Genomic DNA, 23,630 nt, shown 5'->3' on the forward strand with positions numbered 1-23,630 from the left:
TTCCTTTGCGTTCTTTGCGTCCTTGGCGGTTCGTTATTTCATTCCTAGTCTAATTCCAAATACCCTATAAAAATACACTTGCACATTTGGGATGCTCCCTAACCGAACAGTATTGACATCAGCCTGACTTTTCATGTCATTTGGAAAAACCCACGAAAAATTTAACCCCTATTCAAACTCTAAGGCAGAAAATTTAAAGTCTCTCTCCTAGAAGGAGAGAGATTTAGAGAGAGGTTTTCCAGATACCATGAACAGTCAGAGAATCAGCAACTTAAAAATGTATACATCAGCTTGAGGAAGTAGGTGATGGAAGGATTTTCACAAAATAAAATTCCTAAAATAGCTATTGTGGGGATGGATTGTTATTTGGGTGGTGGCTGCAAGGGATTAGATACCTTTGAACGCAGTATTTATGAGGGAATTCAGCATTTTATTTCCATACCTCCTCAGCGATGGCAAGCAATAGAAGCACAACAACAGTTGTTGAAAAACTATGGTTTTACCGATGGTGTGTTACCATTAGGTGCATACATTAAAGATTTTAAAATTGATACTTTTCGTTTGGAAATACCACCAGAAGAAGTAGACAATTTTAACCCCGAAGAACTGTTGATGCTTCAGGTAGCTAATAATGCTTTGAAAGATGCAGCACTTCGTCAAGGCACGAGAATAGCAATAATCATTGCTACTACTAAAGAACTAACTCTGCATCAACAAAAAGAGCAACTGGAAGTCATTGACAAATACAATGAATATCCCAGCTACATCGAAAATAGTGTGGCTAATTATATTTCCAAGCTGTGGAATTTTGCTGGCCCGACGTTCACATTAATTGCCGAAGAAAATTCTGTTTTCAAAGCCTTAGAACTTGCCCAAAAGCTACTTGCAATCAGAGAAGTAGACGCTGTTTTGGTCGGTGCAATCGAGCTTGCTGGGGATGGCGCTAGTGTTTTACAACGAAATCAAATAACAAAAGTTAACACAGGCGTAAATACTCTTAGTTACGACCAGAATGCTAACGGCTGGATAGTAGGTGAGGGTGCGGCGGCTGTAGTATTGAAGCTTCACGACACAGCAAAACAAGAGAACAATCGCATATATGCAACGATTGACGCTCTTAGTCTCGTGGAAAATTCCAAATCTAAAATTAACTCTTCCTCTGTGCCAAATTCTGAAGTGATAACCCAGGCTTGTCAACAGGCTTTTCATTTAGCAGATATCCAACCAACAGATATCAACTATTTAGAAGTTGTTGGTAGTGGAATTCCTCAGCAAGATGAGTTAGAAATTCAAGGTTTGCTTACAGCTTATCGCACATTTGAAGCAAATTTAACTTGTGCGATCGGTAGTGTTAAAGCCAATATCGGTCATACCTATGCCGCATCAGGGATAGTTAGTCTGGTTAAAACAGCACTTTGTTTATATCACCGCTACATCCCCGCAGTTCCCCAGTGGTCTGGCCCCAAAATGCCAGAGATTTGGCGAGATAGTCCCTTTTATGTTGCTTCTGAATCAAAACCCTGGTTTTTAGAAAAAGGGGCCACTAGAAGAATAGCTGCAATTAACGGGATGGAGATAGATGGGAGTTATGCACATTTAATTTTGTCAGAGGAACTATCTCAGCAACATCGTAGCAGCAGATATTTAGAGCAAATGCCTTACTATGTGTTTGCGATCGCAGCTGACGATCAATCAACCCTATTAGACCAAATCCGCACTCTTCAACAAACTATCACAGATTGCTCTATATCTGCTGCTGCTAAGTTGACTTTTAAAGCTTTTCAGCAGCATCAACAGGCAACTTATGCTGTAGCAATTCTCGGACACAATCAAGATGAATTGCAGCGAGAAATTCAGCACTCCCTCAAGGGTATTGTCAATGCCTTTGAGACAGGGAAAGACTGGCAAAGTCCTCTAGGCAGTTATTTTACAGCAAAACCACTGGGTCAAAGAGGTAAAATTTCTTTCGTTTATCCAGGTGCTTTTAGCGCCTATATCGGTGTCGGTCAAAATCTGTTTCGCTTGTTTCCTCAACTTTACGATGAACCACTCCTCAAAAATAGCCACAATCGTCTAGCAAACGTAGAGAAACTTGTCTATCCCCGAAGCTTAGAAAAATTATCAAATAGACAACTGGAAAACCTTGAACAGATATTAATTAACGATCCGGTAGGAATACTCGAATTAGAAATGTTCTTTGCCACACTCTTGACAGCAACTCTGAACAATTATTTCCAGATAAAGCCTCAAAGTGTTTTTGGTTATAGCTTGGGCGAAATTAGCATGATGTTGGCTCAAGGTATCTGGGGTAACTTTCTAGATGGTAGTCAGAGCTTTAACTCATCTTCTCTGTTTAAGACAAGGCTATCTGGCCCCAAAAATGCTGTGCGCGAGTATTGGGGATTACCACAAGAGCAGAATGAACAAGGCGAAGATTTTTGGCGCAACTATATCGTCATGTGTCCAGTATCTCGTGTTCAGGAAGCTATCAAACATGAAAATCGCGTCTATTTACCTTTAATTAATACTACAGAAGAAGTTGTGATTGCTGGCGAAACCCAAGCCTGTAAGCGAGTAATTGCTAACCTAAATTGTGATGCTTTATCTGCTCCCTTCACCCATGTCATCCATTGCGAGGCAATGCGCTCTGAGTACGATGAACTTGTGAGATTAAATACATTACCTATCCAAAACGTATCAGAGACTATTTTTTATTCCACAGCCGAGTATAAACCCATTAACCTCGACAGTGATTCTATTGCTCACAATATTGCTCAAAATGTTTGTAAACAGCTTAATTTTCCTCAATTAATTAACCGCGTCTATGAGGATGGCTTCAAAATTTTCATCGAAGTAGGTGCCGGTAGTAACTGTTCGAGATGGATTGGTAAAATCCTCAATCAAAAAGAATACGTCACAGTGTCTCTTAATAAAAGAGGTGTAGACGATCATACTTCTATTGTCAAAGCCTTAGCAAAACTCCTAAGTCATAGGGTTGATCTAGATTTATCACCACTATATTCTCAAGAATCGGAAAATTTTAACCAAAGCCAGTCTAGAGTGAAAACTATAACTTTGGACAATAGCAAGATTAGTTACACGTCTTTGAAGAAGAGAAATCAAAAAATACTTCAAGATATAACCATCGAAAATGGTAATCAGCAGCAATTTCAACTATTAGAATTAAAGGAAGTTACACAAATGAATTCTTCTTTGCTCACAAATCCAACCAAAAGTCTTGAAAATGCCTCTACAAATTTAGAAACTCTCCAAGAGCAAGCTAGCTTAAAAAATAGCAGCAAGCCTGCTAATGTATTGCTACAAGATCGCCATGAAACTGTAGAAAAATCAGAAATTAACGAAAGTTGGGCAACAGAACAGGAAACTCCTAATTTAACAAATTACGGTGTTGTTGACGAACCCCATTTACTCAATTTACGTAGTCCTTATTATCAAAACTTGAGTGAAAATGCTTCTCGGATGACCAAAGCCCATGCTATTTTTCTGCAAGCGCGACAAGAGTCACTAAAGCAAATTAGCGCCATAATTCAGTTGCAAATAGCTTGTTATCAAAAGTTATTTGAATGATAATCATTTAAAGCAGTAAAGTACCCAGATTACTTGAATATAGCTTTTCCTAATCAAATGAGGTACATATATCATAGCCCCCTATCGAAGAGCGGGGAGCAGGATGGTTTCATACAACCAGAGAAAAACTAAAACTGGGTTTTAAAGCCTCTCTCCGTTTCGGGGAGAGGTTTGGAGAGGGGTAAAAAGCCATGCTACAAAACAAGAAATCAAGACTTATAACTCACAAATAATGAGTATCAATTATCTGGTAAACAATTTTCTTAAACTGGAGATTCAAAAAAATGATTGGCGCAGATAATATACTAAATAATAATGGTAGCTACCTGAAAATTTCAGACTTTATTTATCAACAAAATCAAGTTTGGCAAGGTGCTTTAGATTCTATATCTTTTAATGGAAAAGGGATAAAATCTAAGTTGCTAAATTTAGATAAGCCTTGTTATATTATTAAAGTGGAAGGAAAAATTGGCGCAACTAACGAAGGTCATTTATATCCTTATAATCCAGAAAAAACTGGGCAAATAGAAATATTAATAGCTGTTCTGCCCCTCTCAATCCGACAACTAGGCGATCCAAATTTTATCAAATCTCATGGTGTAAAATACGCTTATGCCACGGGCGCAATGGCTCAAGGAATTGCTTCTGAAGACTTAGTAATTACCCTTGGCAAAGAGAGAATATTAAGTTCATTTGGTGCTGGTGGTTTATCTCCTAATCGCGTCGAAGCAGCCATTAACCGTATTCAACAAGCTTTACCCCAAGGCCCTTACGCATTTAACTTGCTCCATAGTCCCAGCGAACCTGCTATTGAACGCGGTGTTGTCGATTTGTATCTTAAATATCAGGTGAGAACAATAGAAGCTTCCGCCTTCCTCGATTTGACTGACAACATTGTTTACTACCGAACTGCTGGACTTGCTTTGAATGCAGCCAATCAAATCGAAATCAAAAATAAAATCATTGCCAAAATTTCCAGGAGAGAAGTTGCAACTAAATTTCTACAACCTGCTCCCACAAAAATTTTGAACCAATTAGTTGAGCAAGGTTTTATTAGTGAATTACAAGCAACCCTCGCTGAAAAAATTCCTGTAGCTGACGATATTACTGTCGAAGCAGATTCTGGAGGTCATACAGATAATCGTCCTTTGGTTTGTCTCTTACCTTCCATCTTGGAATTGAGAGATGAAATTCAAAGAAAGTTTTCTTATGAAAAACCTGTTAGAGTCGGAGTAGCAGGAGGAATTGCTACGCCACAATCAGCATTAGCTGCCTTTATGATGGGAGCAGCTTATGTTGTAACCGGCTCAATTAATCAGTCTTGTATTGAAGCTGGGACTTCTCAACATACTAAACAATTGCTGGCTCAAGCTGATATGGCTGATGTGATGATGGCTCCAGCAGCAGATATGTTTGAAATGGGGGTAAAACTCCAAGTTCTCAAAAGAGGAACCCTCTTTCCTTTACGAGCGCAAAAACTGTTTGAATTATATAAAAACTATGACTCAATCGAAGATATTCCACTGGTAGAAAGAGATAAATTAGAAAAACAAGTCTTCAAAAATAGCTTGGGAGCAGTTTGGGAAGAGACAGTTAATTATTTATCTCAACGTAATCCCGATAAATTAACCAAAGCTATTAATAATCCCAAGCTGAAGATGGCTCTAATTTTCCGATGGTATCTCGGATTATCATCCCGTTGGTCTAACTTTGGAGAAAAAGGCAGAGAAATGGATTATCAAATTTGGTGTGGCCCTGCTATGGGCAGCTTTAATGACTGGGTTAGAGGCTCTTATTTATCTGAACCAAATAATCGCCAGGTAGTTGATGTCGCAAACCATATCATGACTGGTGCAGCATTTTTATACCGAATACAAAGTTTGAAAATTCAAGGCTTGCAAATGCCAGATTATTATAGTGAATATCGCCCAGATACTTTTAACTAAAGGAGGAAAAATACATGGATACTATTAAAATTGATGACCGAATTCCTAAGATTCAAAATAGGCTTTTTGAGCAGGCACATACTCAGCCATTAGAATTAAAAACTCTTGCCATAGCTATTAATAAACAGGGAATTAATGGAGAGAAATTGTACTCTCATCCTGGAATAATTCCTTTACCTATGCCATTTTGCGGATATTTACGTTCTTTGAGTAAACGTCAAAAAGCAATTTTATCGGCAGCGTTTCTAGCTAATTTCTACAAATTTGTTGCCAATAGTGAATCGCAAGCTATTGTATCTAACATAAGTGTTTCTGAAAAAGTTTTTGCTCCCTACTCAGATGAATATATGATTCTTCATCAGGAAACTAATGAAGAGTTAGATCATATTTGGTCTTTCCGAACTATACATAGTATGGTTGTTAGAGAAACAAGAGTTAAAGACTCATTTGATGAGCCTGGTTTCTTTTATGGAAATGTTGGTGCTATATCTCAATTAGATATAGAAAAACTGACTACTCATTTTATTTTTGATGTAGAACTTGAAAAAACTCTGTTTCATCTAGCCAATGGTAAAACTTTTCTCAAAAATTTAGTAGATCAGCTACAATGTCAAGATAGAAGTTGGTTATATCGAACTTTACGCTTTATAGTTGGGGATGCCGTGAGGATGCTACCCGCTCAAAAAGTTCAAGAGAATGGGTTGGGTGGTTTGTGGTTACTTTTCCGATATGTTGCCAATGTAGAATTAAAACAAGCTGAAAGCTTTTTATTTGATGAACCTGAAAATTTTGATTATGAGCCATTAGCTTTTGAACTCAATCAGGGTCACTTAGCAGATGAAGCCCGTCACTACACAACATCTTTCGATTTAGGCTTAGAACTGTATAAAAAAGCTTCTCCAGAAGCTCAAGAGTTCATTAGACATTTTCTCCAAAAAGTTGTGGAAGATAACATTAATGGTGCTTTTAGAACTTATCTTGAGAAGATAGACCTAATTAAGCAAGGATTGCTATTTACTGAGGTTAGAATTGGGCTAGATACACTACGTATGTCTTTGAATCATCCTGAATTTGCCGATAAGCAAATAGATGTGGATGAACTAGTTGATTCTTGGAGAGATATGAGCTTAAGTTGGCGAAAAATAATTGGTCCCTTAGAACAAAAAAGTTGGCATTATAGAGCGCAGCAGCTATCTCGTCTAATTCAATCACTGGAACTTGAATTAGATAAAGACCGACTAGGTAATCGCTATGAGCGCTATCAGGATGCTCTGGAAACTAAGGATATTCAAAAACTTGTTGAAGTTGCCCAATAAGTGGAAAATCTATTAACTCTTTTACCAATTCCAATAAGTTAAAAAAATGGTAGTATCCATTCATTTTCAAGACGATCAAAGAACAGTTAAAGTCGAAGCAAATCAACGCTTAACTAAGATTTGCGATCGCTATCCTAGTTCAATTTTATTTGGTTGTCGTAGTGTTGCTTGCGGAACCTGCCTCATAGAAGTTGTCAGTGGGATAGAAAATCTAATTCCTGTAATGGATGAAGAGCGGATTTTACTTGATGTGTTAGCTCCAGAGAATCCCAATGTTCGCCTAGCTTGTCAATGCGTAGTGCAGGGTGATATTTGCATTCGGATGGCTGATTAACTGACAAATTTTATGTAGCTCGATATGGGTTTATATCGATTAGCTATAAGGTTGCTCGATAATTTAGGGCAAAATATCAAGTCTTAGCAAGCTTCATTTTGTGCAGTTTCACAAAAGATTGTTATTAGGAAACATGAAGCAGTTGGAAAGCTCAATGGTTTTTCTAATATCTCTTATCTTAGAGGTTGTTTGAAAAGTTTTTCAAACATCCTCTTAGACTTTTCAAAAACTTTAGCCAGTATAGCAATCCTATTTAGGAATGCTATATATCCAATTCCTTTTACTTCAGAGGTATGTAAATGAGTCAGTCTATTCCTGAGACAACTAAAAAGCAGTCTTATACCGCAGAAGAAATTCAAGCTTGGTTAGTGTCTCATATTGCAGAGCAGCTAGGAGTTGAAGCCAAGGATATAGATGTCCGTCAGCCTTTAGACAGCTACGGTTTAGAGTCAGCGCAGGCAATGTTTTTGGTTAGCAAAGCGGAGAAGTTGTTTGGTTTTGAACTATCTCCAATCTTATTGTGGCGTTACCCTACTATTGAAACCCTATCCCAGCGATTAGCCGAAGAATCTAAAGCCTCACAATCAGAAACTTTTGAGATTTGAAAAATAAAGCTGTTTGTAAAAAGTTTAAATAACAAAATTTTGATCGTTTCAAACTATGTTTTACAGGTCTTTAGCAAAGCTTATTCAGCTTGTCAGTCAATAAAAACAAGCTCAATCAATAACTAAGCTTGCAAGCAATCAGTCCTTAGAGGAAATCAAAAGTAAATATGATTTACAACAGAAAACTGGGATGTCTTGAGCAAGCTATGGAAATCTTAAATAGCCACGCTAAAACCTGGAACATAGTCACTATTAGTCGTATCAAGGGCTATATCTGCGAAGAAACTCTGGCACAAGCGTTAGACGTGATTCAGTGTCTTCACCCACGTCTAAATTCTCAAATTATTCGTTCTAAGAATAGTTTTAGCTTTCAAAATCAAGGAACAGCAAAAATAACTTTACGGGTTGTAAGGCAGTCAAATAATGAGCAGTGGCAAGAAGTTGTTTATGAAGAGATGAACAAGGGAATTGATAGTAGCCAAGGTCTGTTGCGAGTGGTTCTTGTTCATCTGGTGGGTGATGAGCATATAAGTTACCTAATTACAACAATACACCATGCGATCGCAGATGGTTTATCATCCATCCGACTTCACTCAGAAATTTTGACTTTTTGTCAGAAAATTGTGTCCGGCGAACCAATTCACCCACTTACTAGCTTAACTCCACTTCCACCCATCGAAGAACTAATGCCCGAATGGACTAAGGGGTTCACAGGTAAGATAAACAGCATTATCTTTTTGTTGCAGCTTGGGTTCCAAAAAGTCTGGAATCAACCAAAAACATTAGGTTTTCACAAGTATGTATCCGTTGCAAAGCGTAATTGCAATATTATCCACAGACAACTTAATCAAGACTTAACCCAAAAATTTGTAAATCATTGTCGGCAAGAGAATACAACAATACATAGTGCTTTGTGTGCTGTACTTATGTTTACAGTAGTGAGAAAAAGAATTAAAGGTAATAGAAAAAATGTCCGAGTAAACTGCTTATCATATTTTGACTTGAGGAGATATTTGGAACCAGCAATCAGTGATAATCACATGGCTGTATTAGCCTCCTCTATTATGGGATTTCATACCATACGTAGAAATATGTCCATCTGGGAATTAGCCCGTGAGGTGAAACAAAAGCTTGAATTTAGTAAAAAGTCTGGCGATCTTTTTAAAATGATTTTGATTGCCAAGCACCTCATAGATTTTTGTTTTATCTTCCCCAAGCAAGTAGCTGCCACAGTGTCTGTTTCTAATGTTGGCAAGGTAAATGTGCCCGCAATTTACGGTGAATTTGAACTAGAAGAAATCAGTTTTGCTGGTTCTCATGCTTTGTATGCGGGTGTTTTTGTTATTCATGCTTCAACTTTTAAAGGAAAAATGCTGCTAAATTTTGTATTTTCTCAGCCTTCAATCGATCAAAATGATATGGAAATTATTGTGAATAATATTATGTCATACATATTTGATATTTGCAATTTAAACAGAGATTGTTTATTAACATTTGATTAGGCGTATTTGTTAATAATTTTAGAAGCTCACAAACTAATACTTTGAAAAAATTAGGAGATTCTGCAACTATGAACGCATCAGATATTGTAGCAAAACTTACTCAACAGGGTGTTCATTTGTGGGTTGATAACGACAAATTAAAGATTCGCTCACCAAAGGGAGTAATCACATTAGAAATGCAAGCAGAAATAGTTGCTAGCAAAGCAGAGATTGTGGCATTTCTGCACGAGATGGATGTAGCTGCTGATTTAAGTTCTGTCCCTTTAAGTCAAGGATTAAATTTACAAACTATTGGTCGTCTAATTGGAGGATTTTCAGAGCAATCAACTGTAGAGTATCAGCCGCCAATTATTGATCCTAAAGCTATGGCTCAAAAATTGATAGTTACATTTAAACCTTTACCTGATAGCTACAATAATCAAGAAATTCGTAAATTTCGCCAAGAATTGGAAGTTAAACTGAGAGATTATGGTGTCAAAGTTTTATCTTGGAACGAAGCGATCGCAGAATTTAACTATGACCTAACACTTCCGATCATTAACAAAAAGAAAAACTTCAAATTCAAAGGGGTTAAATCAGAAGTTAATGCAATCATTGATGTAGAAATAGCTCCTTCAATTATCAGAAAAATTGGTATATTTGCAGCAGAGCTACTCTATCAATTTTATTCTAGCTTTGTTTTAAACGATCGAAAAATGCCTGTTATAAAAATAGCCAGATTGAGCAGTTGGGCTGAAGATCATGCAGCTAAGTATGTTGATAATCCTAGCAAAACACAAGTAATTGTTATTACAGAAATAGACAATGATTTCATTAATCCTCTTATTGCGTATAAACAAAAAATAAATATTGGCTTAAACACTTTAATTAGAACATTTTCAGAGATTGTTATTGGAGTTTCCTCTGAGAAAATTTCTATATTGAACATGAATCTTTCCGACTCCATATTTTCCAAAAACGAGATAGAAGGGTTTGTCTTAAAATCACTAATCCCTAAAGTTTTTGTACCGATTGCCCCACTTTTACTGAGTCGATTTGAGCTAGGACAGTATAATCCCCAAGAATCTAGCTATGCTGCAAAATTAGTTAAATTGGGCCAGGAATTGGCATCAACAGGCTTATTCCCTCCTGGTTTTAAGTTGGACGAAGTTATTAAAAGAAAATCCCATAGAGATATTGTCAGCATCATTATAAATGGTAGAACAGGTGTTTCTTATGGCTTTGTTGCTTATGCTGAACCTCCACAATATTTTGGAGATGTAGAAGTAACTCAAAACGAGTGGGAAAATCTACTACCTGTTAAGGGATTTAGTAGTAACGAACTTCGTCAAAATGAAAATGGCAGACGCTATGTAAAAATTAAATTACTAGAAAAATACGTATTTAGGCAAATCCCCGATATTTGGCTTGTCAGTTCTCGTTCTGGGTCAAATAAAACAGACTTGAATATCGCTGACGATATTATCAGAATTGGTTTGAAAGAAAAGCTATATCTCCAATTACCTAAAGTGATTCGTTCGGAATTAGCAGATATGAAACCTTCTTATGATATTTATGTCATGCTTGCGATTAGTCTTTCTGCGGCTTTGTATACACCAGAGTTAATTAAAAATGGTGCGCCAATTGTTCATTTCCACGGCTACCCAGCATTTGATTGGTTTAAACCAAATGAATACTGTGTTGGAGTAAATAATCCTTCGGTACCTTGTGGAACCTATGAATCTGGTGTATTCAACTTTCTGGGTATTTCTAGCTTGGTCGAACAACAAGCTAGAAATATATCTTTAGTTAGTTTAGTAGAACCAGATCATGGAACAAATTTTATAGCTCATGATTTGGATTATCTAGTCGAAAGATTGAAAACTGGGTGTGCAGACGGGCAAATTGAATTAGGTGGAAAACATTTTGCTTCTCTGAAATCGAAGGTAGAAGAATACAGAATCTAAATTTATAAAATAGGCTCTTAATTATCAATGTTTAACAGTGATAATTACTATGGCAATCCTAAATCATTCATGAACACTAAGATCCCCGACTTCTCTAGAAAGTCGGGAATTTTAGCCTTGAGATTTTCACAAATTGAAACAGATAAGCGGTATAAGCTTGGATCATTCGCATAAAAATGCAAAAGCGTTGTTTATAGCTTTTCCTAATCAAATGAGGTACTTTATAGCCCCCTCTCATCGCTTGCGGGGAGGGGGTTGGGGGTGGGGTTTTTGTACCTCACTCAACTGGGAACCGCTATATAGCATTTTTACGCAGACGACTTATTGGTTTTAGAAAAAATTGCTCAAATATTATATTAAAGTTTTTTATTGGACAATTTTTTCCAGAATTTGTAGATGAAGTTTATCATTATTTGAATGTATTTAAGCTGAATCGAAGACGTGTCAATGCGAAAAATATAGCCACAGATAATATTAATATGCCAGTTGATAATTGTGGAATAAGTCACACAAATAGTTAAGTTTGTTTAATAAATTATGACAGTATTTAAAATCCCTAGCAGCTTTTAAACTACCTCAATTTGTAATGGCGATCGCTCTCGCAATAGATAAATTCAAACCAGATTTATTTGTATTAGAAAAAAAGTGCTATTAAGTACATCAAAACAATTAACAATTGGCAAAGGATTAGATGAATTACCAGCTTTAAAAGCTTATAGCCATTTTCAATCTGGTGAGGTACAGGTATGCAAATAGACCTAACCTACCAGTAGGGTGTGTTAAAACGTAGTTCGTAACGCGCCATTATCAAGGGTTGGGTGCCGTACTCTCGGAGATACACAACGCCAGCTCGCTCAAGTCGGCAAACCATGCACGGCAATTCCTCTTGGGGGGAACCCCCTTTCTGCGGACTGCCTCACCACACGACTGACTCCCCTACGTATCTTTTTAGAAATCAAACCGGATTCCTACATATACGCCTCTAATAACTGATGTCAGAAATATTTTTGCAAATGGTATGAGATAATTAAAGCAAATTATTAAATCTATAAAAATGCCATTAACTATATCTTCCGCACCTCAAGGTTTTAGTGCATTTATTACTAATTTAGGAATACGCGATACAACTGATGATTTTGTATTTATTAAATCATCAGTTCCTTGTGTTGCTGATGGAGTCTTCACTCAAAGTCTTTTCGCCGGGCCAAGTGTTACTATTAGCCGCGAGAACTTAAAAGATTCACAAGCACAAGGAATTGTCGTTATATCTAAGAATGCCAATGTTGCTAATGGTTCTGTTGGCATCGCTGATGCCCAAGAGGTTCTACAATTAGTTGCAACTGAAACTGGAATTGCTGCACATAACATTGTGATAGCTTCTACAGGCGTAATTGGTAGACGTTACCCGATTGAAAAAATCCGAACAGGTTTATTAGGATTGGGGAAAAAATTGACTCCTGCTGATTTTAATGCCGCAGCCCGTGGTATTATGACCACCGATACAGTACCAAAACTAGCTACAAGACAAATAGGCAATGCCAAGCTGGTAGGAATTGCCAAAGGTGTTGGCATGATTGAGCCTAATATGGCTACTCTCTTAACTTTCTTTTTTACCGACGCTGCAATTTCTGCAAATAGTCTTCGTTCTATTTTTCGCTCTACTATAGATAAAACCTTTAACTGCCTGAGTGTAGACACTGACACTTCTACTAGTGACTCTGCTGTGATTCTAGCTAATGGTTTAGCCGGTGAAGTTTCAGAAGTAGATTTTGCTAGCGCATTGCAAGAAGTTGCACAAGAATTGGTGCTGAAAATTGCCAGAGATGCAGAAGGTGCTACCAAAATTATTGAGGTGACTGTAGATTCAGCTATTAACTATGCACAAGCTAAAAAAGTAGCTAAAGCAATTGTTAATTCACCATTAGTAAAAACTGCCGTCTATGGAGCAGATCCGAATTGGGGACGAGTTGCTATGGCTATAGGCAAATGTGAAAACGAACAGCAGATAAATCCAGAACGAGTTGTTATTAGTTTTGATGACGTGAAAGTTTATCCTAGTAGCCTAACTAATGAAAATCTGGAACAGTTACGGCAAATTATGTCTAAGGATAAAGTAGATATTCATGTTAGCCTCAATATTGGCGAAGCTTCTGCAACTGTATGGGGTTGCGATCTTTCAGAGGGTTATATAGAAATTAATGGCAAATACTCAACTTGATTAACAAGAAGAGACGCGAAATTGCACTGGGCTTCAAACCGCTACGCTAATGCCTTGTTGCGCTAATGCGTCTCTACATAGGTTGGATAGATACTAAACAAATTTGCAATAGCTGGGGTTGAAGCCTCAGCAACACAGCATAGCTGCCTTGTTCATCGGTAATATTCGGAACCTCACCCTGATATCAGGGCTACGGTGTACACACAAGTCTTTGAGAGTTGCCCCATAAGCTTTTGATCCCCCCAACCCACGCCAGTCGCTCCACTACAGCGCTTCTGGTGCGTCCGCTTTGCGTTAAGCGAAGCTATGCCGTACTACTTCGTGGAAGCGAGCTAGCAAGAGCGTCTCTAAGAGTTGGCTTTACGCGCATCCTGCGGGGGGGGAGACCCCTTGGCGCTAGCCTCTCCCAATGTGAGAAGACCGCGCTGGCTCCCCTTAAAAAAGGGGGCAAAAACCTCTCAAAGTCCTTTCAAAGTCCTCCAATTTATCGGAGGATTTAGGAGGATCTACAACATTTTGGTTTTCTAGAAAGATGTGTTTACACCGTAGGCTATCAGGGAGAGGAATTTTGGCATCAGCCAAAAGTGGGATTATGTGCTTTCGGACATGATATGAGTCAGAAATGTAGAGATGCATAAATGGCGGAGGTACATCAAGAGCTAATTGTTTTGTCAAAAAAGTTGACGCAGGTAGTTGTTTTGTAATATAGTATATTACATAAGTAATGAGTTAGATTAAAAAGACTTCCTAGCCAGTACAGCACGGTGAAAATAAAATTACCATTTGTACGCCAGTATTCGATATTACAAGAAAAATTTTAAAATTTCATATCTAACACAAAATAACTGTATTAATGCATAACTAAACAAATATGGATTTTGACTATTTTAGAAGCAATGAAGGCACGCCTACAAATAATACCCGTCAAAGCTTGCTTGCTAGCGGTTGGCGACCATTTAACCGAGAGTTAGATTGGGGGTTTTTATGGCAGCTTTTGTATAGTGACTCCCGCGAATTAACTCAAAAAAGTTTGAATTTAGCAAGTAATGTTGCGGATATTTTGGGACGAAATAATTATGCTTGGTGGGCTAATTTATTAAATATTGTATCTGATAATACCCGCTACGAAGTGGAAAAATTTTGGAATTACATTACACCAGATCCTCAATCACCAGATCATCGCTACAAAGATGTTTTGAGTACTGAAACGCCTATCGTCCAATTTGTTAGTCGTAGTAGTATTCCTATTGATTATGTTCTTAACCGACTGCAAGAAATTACTGTACTGCGAGTTTTAGGTGTGTTGGGGAATCCTGACATTATTACTCAGTATTATTCAGAAAGAGATTTTTATTTTCCTATAGATAGATTTGTTAGCTGGGAACGCTTAGACGTTATCAATACTGTTTACGCTTACTGGGCAAAGCATGACGTTTGGTTACAAATTGATCCCTACGATCGCGGGCGGCGGCAATATAGTTTAATGGCGAGAAATCTTGCGCCACTAATTAACAAGGCGACTTATGACTTGGCAGTGATGCTGAGTGGATATCAAAGTCGTGTAGGTAAAGTTCACAGCCAATTTCCCATTCGCACATTTCCCGCAGATATCCAAAATTTTACTGATTCTGTACAGCAAGCGATTTTGAATCAAAACCAGTTAGCGGTTGTTGTACATGGCAAACCAGGTACTGGTAAAACAGTCTGGACACAGGCAGTAGCCAAAGAAATTCTTGTACCTTTAGGGTATGTAATTTTTATTTTAGATCATGATGCGATCGCTAATTTTGTCCCCCCAACTTACATAGAGCGTATTTGTATCGTTATTAACGAAGCTGATAATCTAGCGCAAAATCGCGCTTCTGAGGTAGCGCAATACAATAACAAAACCGAACACATTCTCAGTTTGCTGGATGGCACTTTGTATCAAAGTGTCATTGATGAGTCTGGTATTCAGATGCAGCAACGCTTAGTTGTCTTGATGACTTGTAACACTACTGAAAGATTAGATCCAGCCATGTTACGTAAGGGCAGGGTGGATTTAATGTATGAGTTTACGCAACTATTTATTTGAAGGCAGGGGGCACAGGGGGCAGGGGGCAGGAGGAATACTGTAAACTACAAACTATATTACTCCCAATACTATTCGGTTAAGGCAAGAGACGCGATGAATCGCCGTCTCTACAATAATCGGTCTTTCGTCTTGACGGCGATTTATCGCGTCTTTGCGATCTAAAATTTTCATCAAAAAAACCTTAACCTAACTGTATTGACACTACTCCCCATTCCCCATCTCAGTTGTAGTCTAAATGAAAATTGCTGTATTTCTAGTTTCACCAAAGTGTCACCTGTTTTTGGGATACAAGCTGATGCTGTTTGCGCCAAGCTTGGGGAGGTAAACCATGATGCTGGCGAAACTGGCGAGAGAAATGAGACACATCTTGATAACCTAATGCTTTCGCTATTTTCTCGATTGTCTGATTATTATTTTGGAGTAAAAAACGAGCGCCTGCCATTCGGCGTTTGACAATCCAGCAGTTTACAGTCTCTCCCGTTTGTCTTGCGACTCGGTTAGTTAGGTAAGCAGGTGAGTAACCAACTGCAACAGCCACATCACACAAAGTAATTCCTTGATGATAATGAGCTTCGATAAAGTCGAAAACTTCTTTTAATTGGGGAATGGACGGAAAGATTGACTTAAAAGGGATCGTGGTTTTTTCATCAGGGGTTTCTTCAGGTGCGATCGCAACTGTAGTATTATCTGCAAATACTGATTTTGGAGCTTTCTCAAATTTCATAGCGCACCAGTATTGCAGAGTAGCTTGCTTTTGTAGTCGAATAGCGATCGCTCTGAGCAATTCGTCTAGTGTAGAGGGTTTGGTAAGATAATCATCTGCTCCCAATTCCATAGCTTTGCGAACATCCGCTTTGCTACTACTCCCAGTCAGAAAAATGAAGGGAATAATTGCTGTTAGAGGATCTTGGCGTAGCGTACTTAAAACGCTATAACCATCCATATCGGGCATCGTGATATCGCAAATCACTAAGTCGGGTATACACTCTTGTGCTTGTTGGATACCAGCAAGACCGTTTTCAGCACTGATTGTATCAAAACCTTTAGCCTTAAGACCTTTTAAATAAAGATCGCGGGTAACATTATCATCTTCAATGACAAGAATTTTATTTGACGATTCGTACATCATTTTTTATTACCATAAATTTTAGCAGAAGCTGGTTATTATAGCGATCCGCTTTGATTATTGAACTGACTTATGTAGGCTGGGAGTAGGGAATAAGCCTTTTCGATTGGTACTTAATTTGTTCAAAAATCAAATCGGAGTCCTATATTACAATGTGGCGTAAGTTTGCCTACTTTTAGTCTGGATTAGTTGCAATACAGTTCAGTTAAGCCTCTCTTTCTTCTCTCTGCGTTGCGCCAGTTGCTTCAAGTCGGGGAACCGCAAGGGCGCACTGGCTTCTCTGCGTCTTGGCGGTTCGTTAAAAAATTGACTTTGGAACCAGAGTTTTAGCCTTAACCCAAGCGTATTGGGATTAGTTGGATTTACGCCGGATTTTACTCAAATTTTTCCTGAGTATTTAAATAGGCATAAGCTTAATTACTTCATTCCGAGAGTTGTGATTGTTAAATCGTTAATTAATAACTAATCTTGATTTAAACATTCATAACTCGGAACTAGTAAATTATGATTTGATTAATGGCAACATTACAGTAAAAGTAGTGCCCATTCCAACTTGACTTTCTACAGAAACTTGACCGTGATGTAAATCTACAAGGGTTTTAAGAATAGATAGTCCTAGTCCAGTGCCAGGTATATGATCGATATTACTACCACGGTAAAATGGTTCAAATATTCGTTGTTGATCTAGTGCTGAAATACCGAGACCTCTATCTTTGACCTGGAAAATTACTTGCTCATTTTCACAAGATAGTTGTAATTCAACTGTCATACCTGAGAGAGAATACTTGATTGCATTATCGAGCAAATTCTTTAAAATTGGCTCTAAAAGTTTTTTGTCTATGCAGGCTCTTAGAGAATTTTGTTGGCTGACAAAATTAATCGTAATTTGCCTAACATTCATCTGCATTTGTGCTACTAAATCATTAGAAAACTCAACTAACTCAAGGGGTTTTGGTTCATAATTTATTTTTGCGGCTTCTGCCTTAGAGAAGAATAAAATATCATCCAACATCTGACCGAGTTGTTCGGTAGCTTTTTGAATGTGATCCAGTAATGGTTGGATTTTCTTCTGTGTACGTTTGTCTACTTCTTCCTTGAGTAAACTATTAGAAAATGAAACAATATTCAACGGTGTACGGAATTGATGGCAAACCATAGAAAGAAAACGCGCTCTAAGTTCGCTAAGTTGTTTTGCTTGTTCTAAAGCTTGGTTTAGACCTAATTCTGCATATTTGTAATCGGTAATATCAATGCCTGCAATCATTTCTACTGGTTTTCCACCAAAATCTAGCACTCCATCTAGCATTACAACCGCACAAGCTAGCCAGCGCTCTGTACCACTTTTTGTCAGAATATTCATCTCTTGATATTCAAAGTTAGTTGCTTCACTCTGCTTACGTACTTCCCTGCGTCTTTTGCTCTTAATCAGTCGGCGAAGATCAAAACCCGTTAACAGTTCCTCTTTTGTATAACCAGTGAGTTGCTCTACTGCTGGATTTATGTAGCAAAGCCGCGTGCCTTGAATCAGAAAAGTACTGGTATCTGTCGTTTCGGCCATTGTCCTAAATCTAACTGCGTTTAGGCGCAATGCTTCTTCAGTCTGTTTTGATTCAGTAATATCCCAAATACTCCAGACTCTACCAATAATTTTGTCCTCCAACAAGTGAGGCTTAGAGTAGTGTGCAAAAACTCTCCCATCTTTCAATTCCAGAATATCGTAGCTCTCGAAATCAGATTGGCTAGACACTTCCCAAATCAGCCGACTAAAGGCTTGTGGATCTTTAAGGAGATTCTCAAAAAAGGCTTTGCATCTAGGACATTTCTTAGATAATATTAGAGACTCCGGGATCTGCCACATATCCATAAATTTTTGATTCAAGCTCAGAATATCTCCCTCAAAATTAACTGCAACAATACCAATGGCAGTAGATTCGAGAGTAGAACGAAGTAAAGAAAGAGATGTTTCTAGTTCTACTTCTTTTGCCTTGAGTTGAGAAAATTCTTGTTGTAAATTGTCTTTGGCATCCCTTAATTCATCAGTCCACTTTTGCACGCTCAGTTCTACTATTTCATCACTTATTTCGCGAACGAAAGCACAGCCAAATTCTATATCTTGTTGTTTTACATAGCTAATAGATATTTCTACCAGAAAAATCCGACCTCCTTTTTTGCGGTAGCGAGATTTAAAGGTAAGAGAACCTTCTGAGTTAATATTTGACCAGTTGTGTAGAGAAAAGTCTACATCTATATCATGCAGCCTCATGGAAAGTAATTCCTCGCGGGAATACTCAGTCATCCGGCAAGTGGCATCGTTGACGTAGAGAAACTGTGCATTTTCTCCTAAACAGAAGGCAGCATCTACAGCTTGATTTATTAGAAAGTGAGCAAACTTCATCTCCACTTCTGGCTGTAGTGGCCATTGAGTGTTTGATCTAGCTAATCTATAATCGCCAGAATTCATATCCCTACTTGCTCCTGGTAATTAATCAGCATCATAACCATTAATGAGTTGATAGTCATAATTGACTAAAATCCTTGGTGCAGTGTTAGGCAGTTAAAAAATAAAATTAGTTAGTAAATTAAAAATTTTTACTAATTAACTTAACAAAACTTATCATACCAATAAAAAGAGAATAATTGAACCAGCTTTTCCTAAAAAAATGCAATATTTAATCTGGATTTTATTATTGACTTAAACAGTTTTTTATGAATACAAAAAATAGACAAATCAAATCAAGATTAGTCAACATGCCTTATTAGATAAGAGTTCAAAATTCTCAATCTATAAGTAGAAAAGATATTTTAAATTTAAATTAGTACCGCTTCTCGTGATTCGTAATTCCTAATTACCGTTACGTAAAGGTTTTAGACATTTAAAATGGTTGGCTTATTTACGCCGAACTGTAGTATTACACTTTGGCGAAAATTTGCGTACCTTTAATAAGGGGATTTTGTCCTTTGTCTTAATTGAGATGGTAGCCCTGCACCATAGCTAAGAAATGGTTCATCAAACCAAAGTTGCTCGGTTTCCATTGGGAAAAGGTTAAATGAGAAAAAATTTTTTCCCTTACCTTTCCCCTACCTAAGCACTTAAACCAACTACTCGTGTAGAGTCGTTTGATTATCAACATAAATGAATTTACCGGACTTGGCTTGGCTTGAATCAACAATTTTTGACTCACTAGTTAATTTTCTTGATTTATCTTAACTTACTCTCTCATGAATTTAACTATAGAAAAATATGCTTAGTCATCCGTCGTTAGGAATACATCTATTCTTGTAAAAATACGTATAAATTTGCGTATAATTTCATGTTTACTTTTTCATAAAGAAACGTTCTTTTTCTCAATCAATACAACAATACTAAAAAACACGTATAAAGGTGCGTATAAGTTTGTGTTTATTTTGTCATAAAGCAACATTGTACTGAAAACATAAGTAGGTTAGCGCAATTAAAGCTAACTGGCAAGCGCTTGTCATTTGTCCTACCCTGCGGGAAGACGCTGGCGCGTCTATGTCACTTGTGCTGTCCTTCTCTACAAGACGCTGCGCGTAGCAAGATCCCCGAAGTGGTACGACTACGCTCAGGAACCGCGAACGCAAGTGCGTCTCTAAGAGTTGCCGTTGGCGCAGCCTCTCCAAGAGTTGTATTGGTCATAGAATTTTAAGTCTAAGTAGAGTGGCATAAATAATTAAAGGTTTGTAGTGAGGACTCTAGTCCTCATTTGAGGGCTGAAGCCCTCACTACAAACTAATTTCAATATTTTTTACATTACTTAATCTACGTTGATTTATTCTTACCTACTTACGTTTATTAACATAATTTGGTTTATTTCTCCAAATTACTTATGTAAGTGTTGATAAATCGTCAGAGGCTAGAAACGGAATTTTAAAGAGGTTTGGGCTTAAATCCTTAATCCCTTTTCTCAAAAAATACGTATTCAGCACTTAGTCATCTCTCAAAGGATATATAAAAAGGGAAGTAACTATGTCTTTATCGTTACAAATAATTGACTCAATGAGTTTTTGGTGGCAATATAAAGACCGCTAGACTTGTAATTCGGCTCATGCTACAAGGCAAATTCAAAAGTTAATAGGCAAGAGAGGCAGTTGCCCATTAAGAATAGCCTAAGACAAGAAAAGCAAAAGAATTGACATCTTTATCAAAAGATTTTCTATTGTAAGTTTGGCGATTTATTGCAATAGCGATCGCAGAATATCAATTTTTCAGAATCACTAAGTTGCAAATGTCGCGATCGCGGTAAAAGCAAAAGAATTGACACTTTTATCAAAAGATTTATCATTGCAGATATGCTTCGATTGTAGCGGTCATCAGAAGTTAATAACCTCTCCAAGCATTTTAATCAATAAGTTGGTGCGATTAAACACAACTATGTAAAGCTTTGTAAATATTCTGAGACGTGCTTGAGTTAAGCTTAATTGCTTCTTTGCATACCTTTACATCATTTAGTTTTTTCCCGCCAACCTACTTAAGTACTGTAGAAGCGAAAAATTTGACACCTCCATCAAAAGATTTTTGATTGCACATCAGTTATCATCCCCTCTATTCTGTTTTCTATAAGCACAGCCTTACTTGCTGTATGCTTTACAACAATTTTTTGGTAGTGCTATCACAACCATCAATCAGCAGCAATCAACCGTTTCTACTATCGATCAAACTCGGTCATGGCTGTGATAAACAACAGAGTTGTTCGTATTAAATATTGCTAGCGCTGTGATTGTAAACTAAAAAGCCTTTGTGTAACTTTATGTAATTAAGTGAAACCATGAGTCAAAACTATACTGGTTCAAACTCTCCTCTCATCACCACTGAGCCATACAAAGAATTGCCAGCAAATATATATCTAGAATCTTCTCGTCATGATGAATCAGAGAACAACGGGGGAGTTCAGCCTTTTTTAAACGACGAAACACCGCCAATTTCAGTTGCCGATGCGATCGCTCAAATGTTAGAAAATTTGGGAGTAGGCTACGCTTTTGGTGTCGCAGGTGGTGCAATGGCCAGCCTTTGGGGGGCGCTATCAAATAGCAGCATAGAAGTGTTGAACTTCCGCCATGAAGCCGGAGCAGCATTTGCAGCCACCGAAGCATACTTTGCCAATAATCGCCCCAGCGTAGTTTTTACGACAGCCGGGCCGGGGATCACCAACGCCCTTACCGGATTATTTGCGGCTCGTGGGGAAGGTGCAAAGGTAATTTTGCTATCGGCTTGTACCTCAGCACCGCAACGTGGACGTTGGGCTATTCAAGAAACCAGCACTTATACATTGCCTAGTGGGGGAATTTTTACATCAGGAGCGCTATTTAACTATGCAATCACCATCGAATCTGCGGCTCAACTCCCCCAGATTTTTCGCAAATTGGCTTTAGCGATGGCGCAACCAGGCGGATTTGTTGCCCATTTGAGTATTCCCACGGCTGTGCAGACAAGTTTAGTTGAAGATATAGCCTTACCTCAACTAGATGTTACTCAGTTTCCGATGACTGCTTCCAAAGAAGCGATCGCTAAATCGGTAGAGTTATTATCATCTGGCCCCTTTGCTATCTGGGTTGGTTTCGGTGCGCGTGATGCAGCAGCCGAAATCCTCCAACTAGCTGAAAAAACTGGAGCAGCCGTTATCTGCTCACCCCGTGGTAAAGGTATCTTCCCCGAAGATCATCCCCAATTTGTGGGTGTCACAGGTTTAGGCGGTCATACTTCCGTCTTAACTTATATGGAAGAACAACCTCCACTACGCACACTCGTATTAGGAACCCGCCTTGGTGAACCGACTTCCTTTTGGAGTTCGGCACTAGTTCCCAAAGGAGGCTTTGTCCATGTAGATATTGATCCCGAAGTGCCAGGTGTAGCCTATCCACACGTTGAAACTTTCGGAGTTCGGTCTGATATCAAAGCTTTTGTGGAAGAGTTATTGCAGCAATTGCCAGATGCTCCTCATTCCACAACTTTGTCACTACCTCGTCCAGAACGCAAAGCAATTGAACCTGCACTAGATGTAGACTATCCAGTGCGGCCAGAAGTATTGATGGCAGCGATTCAAAAGATCGTTGTTGAAGGTAGCGATGCGATAGTAATGGCGGAGTGCGGTAACTCCTTTACTTGGTCAACACACCTACTACAATTTGCCCAAGCCAATCGTTACCGAGTCAGCACCGGAGTTGGTGCAATGGGTCACGCCGTTACAGGAGTGTTGGGTGCAGCACTGGCGAACAATAGCAAGGCTGTAGGGATTGTTGGCGATGGGGCAATGCTGATGAATAACGAAATCAGCACCGCCGTGAAATACAAAATTCCGGCGATTTGGATTGTCCTCAACGATGCGCGTTACAACATGTGCCATCAAGGGATGAAAATCTTGGGATTAAAGGGCGCAGATGCAACACTTCCACCGACAAACTTCGCCATGATTGCTCGTGGCATGGGAGCAGAAGCGATCGTAGTTGTCAGAGAGTCGGATATTGAAGCGGCATTAGAACAAGCGATCGCATCAGCAGTTCCTTTTCTCATTGATGTCGTAATTGACGCTGACCGACCAGCACCTTCTGGCGCACGGAATAAGAGTTTGGCAGCACAAGGAATTAAATCAAGTCCGGCGAAAAGTGCAGCCAAGCAAGTTTCATTTCCAATGGTTTGATCTCGAAGATTTTTTTAACGAACCGCCAAGCACGCCAAGGACGCAAAGTAAGAGGTTAGGTAATCTTATCGCCGGAAGAGAGTAAAACACAGAAACATCTCAATCTTTCAAAAATTCACGACACTAGATGCAAAACCCTTTAAAACTCTCTTACCTTTGCGCTCTTTGCGTCCTTGGCGGTTCGTTCCCTCATTCTCTTAAATTCCAGCAACTACATTCACCAAACTGGAACTTCAAATATTTACTTTCTAACTTCATCCAATCTTAATATTCGCGAGTGCTTTTGTGTCTATATCTTTACAATTTGTAATGTTCATTA

Annotated in this window: 12 protein-coding genes; 10 read left to right on the top strand and 2 right to left on the bottom strand. The window is 38.4% G+C overall.

Going from position 1 to position 23,630, the window contains the following annotated elements:
• Positions 1 to 306 precede the first annotated feature (306 nt).
• From HWQ36_RS31960 to HWQ36_RS32000, 9 genes are all read left to right on the top strand, one after another.
• The gene (locus HWQ36_RS31960) at positions 307 to 3,588 is read left to right on the top strand and encodes a type I polyketide synthase (protein WP_292710403.1); all 3,282 of its coding nucleotides are present in this window, start codon (positions 307 to 309) and stop codon (positions 3,586 to 3,588) included.
• Between the two features lie 284 nt (positions 3,589 to 3,872).
• On the top strand, positions 3,873 to 5,534 hold the full coding sequence (locus HWQ36_RS31965) for a PfaD family polyunsaturated fatty acid/polyketide biosynthesis protein (RefSeq protein WP_292710406.1): 1,662 nt from the start codon (positions 3,873 to 3,875) through the stop codon (positions 5,532 to 5,534).
• A gap of 14 nt (positions 5,535 to 5,548) precedes the next feature.
• On the top strand, positions 5,549 to 6,850 hold the full coding sequence (locus tag HWQ36_RS31970; RefSeq protein WP_292710409.1) for a hypothetical protein: 1,302 nt from the start codon (positions 5,549 to 5,551) through the stop codon (positions 6,848 to 6,850).
• A 46-nt stretch (positions 6,851 to 6,896) separates the two neighbouring features.
• On the top strand, positions 6,897 to 7,184 hold the full coding sequence (locus HWQ36_RS31975) for a 2Fe-2S iron-sulfur cluster-binding protein (RefSeq protein ID WP_292710411.1): 288 nt from the start codon (positions 6,897 to 6,899) through the stop codon (positions 7,182 to 7,184).
• A gap of 299 nt (positions 7,185 to 7,483) precedes the next feature.
• On the top strand, positions 7,484 to 7,789 hold the full coding sequence (locus HWQ36_RS31980; protein WP_292710415.1) for an acyl carrier protein: 306 nt from the start codon (positions 7,484 to 7,486) through the stop codon (positions 7,787 to 7,789).
• A 167-nt stretch (positions 7,790 to 7,956) separates the two neighbouring features.
• A complete protein-coding gene (locus HWQ36_RS31985; protein ID WP_292710418.1) occupies positions 7,957 to 9,291 on the top strand; it encodes a condensation domain-containing protein in 1,335 nt (444 codons plus the stop codon).
• A 68-nt stretch (positions 9,292 to 9,359) separates the two neighbouring features.
• On the top strand, positions 9,360 to 11,237 hold the full coding sequence (locus HWQ36_RS31990; protein ID WP_292710420.1) for a hypothetical protein: 1,878 nt from the start codon (positions 9,360 to 9,362) through the stop codon (positions 11,235 to 11,237).
• A 1,054-nt stretch (positions 11,238 to 12,291) separates the two neighbouring features.
• Positions 12,292 to 13,455: a bifunctional glutamate N-acetyltransferase/amino-acid acetyltransferase ArgJ gene (gene argJ / locus HWQ36_RS31995; protein ID WP_292710423.1), complete on the top strand. Its 1,164-nt coding sequence runs from the start codon at positions 12,292 to 12,294 to the stop codon at positions 13,453 to 13,455.
• A gap of 871 nt (positions 13,456 to 14,326) precedes the next feature.
• Entirely contained in the window at positions 14,327 to 15,529 is a 1,203-nt protein-coding gene (locus HWQ36_RS32000; protein ID WP_292710426.1) for an AAA family ATPase, read from the top strand.
• A 259-nt stretch (positions 15,530 to 15,788) separates the two neighbouring features.
• On the opposite strand, the gene HWQ36_RS32005 is transcribed toward HWQ36_RS32000, so the two are convergent.
• Together HWQ36_RS32005 and HWQ36_RS32010 are read right to left on the bottom strand one after the other, a co-directional pair.
• Complete coding sequence (locus HWQ36_RS32005; protein ID WP_292710429.1) at positions 15,789 to 16,658, bottom strand: response regulator; 870 nt, start codon at positions 16,656 to 16,658, stop codon at positions 15,789 to 15,791.
• Between the two features lie 499 nt (positions 16,659 to 17,157).
• On the bottom strand, positions 17,158 to 19,116 hold the full coding sequence (locus HWQ36_RS32010) for a scytonemin biosynthesis sensor histidine kinase (RefSeq protein WP_292710432.1): 1,959 nt from the start codon (positions 19,114 to 19,116) through the stop codon (positions 17,158 to 17,160).
• A 2,326-nt stretch (positions 19,117 to 21,442) separates the two neighbouring features.
• Between HWQ36_RS32010 and scyA the strand changes: the two genes are divergently transcribed.
• Complete coding sequence (gene scyA, locus HWQ36_RS32015) at positions 21,443 to 23,311, top strand: scytonemin biosynthesis protein ScyA (protein WP_292710435.1); 1,869 nt, start codon at positions 21,443 to 21,445, stop codon at positions 23,309 to 23,311.
• Positions 23,312 to 23,630: the final 319 nt, after the last annotated feature.

The organism is Nostoc sp. NMS2 (assembly GCF_017115105.1).
Lineage (GTDB): Bacteria > Cyanobacteriota > Cyanobacteriia > Cyanobacteriales > Nostocaceae > Nostoc.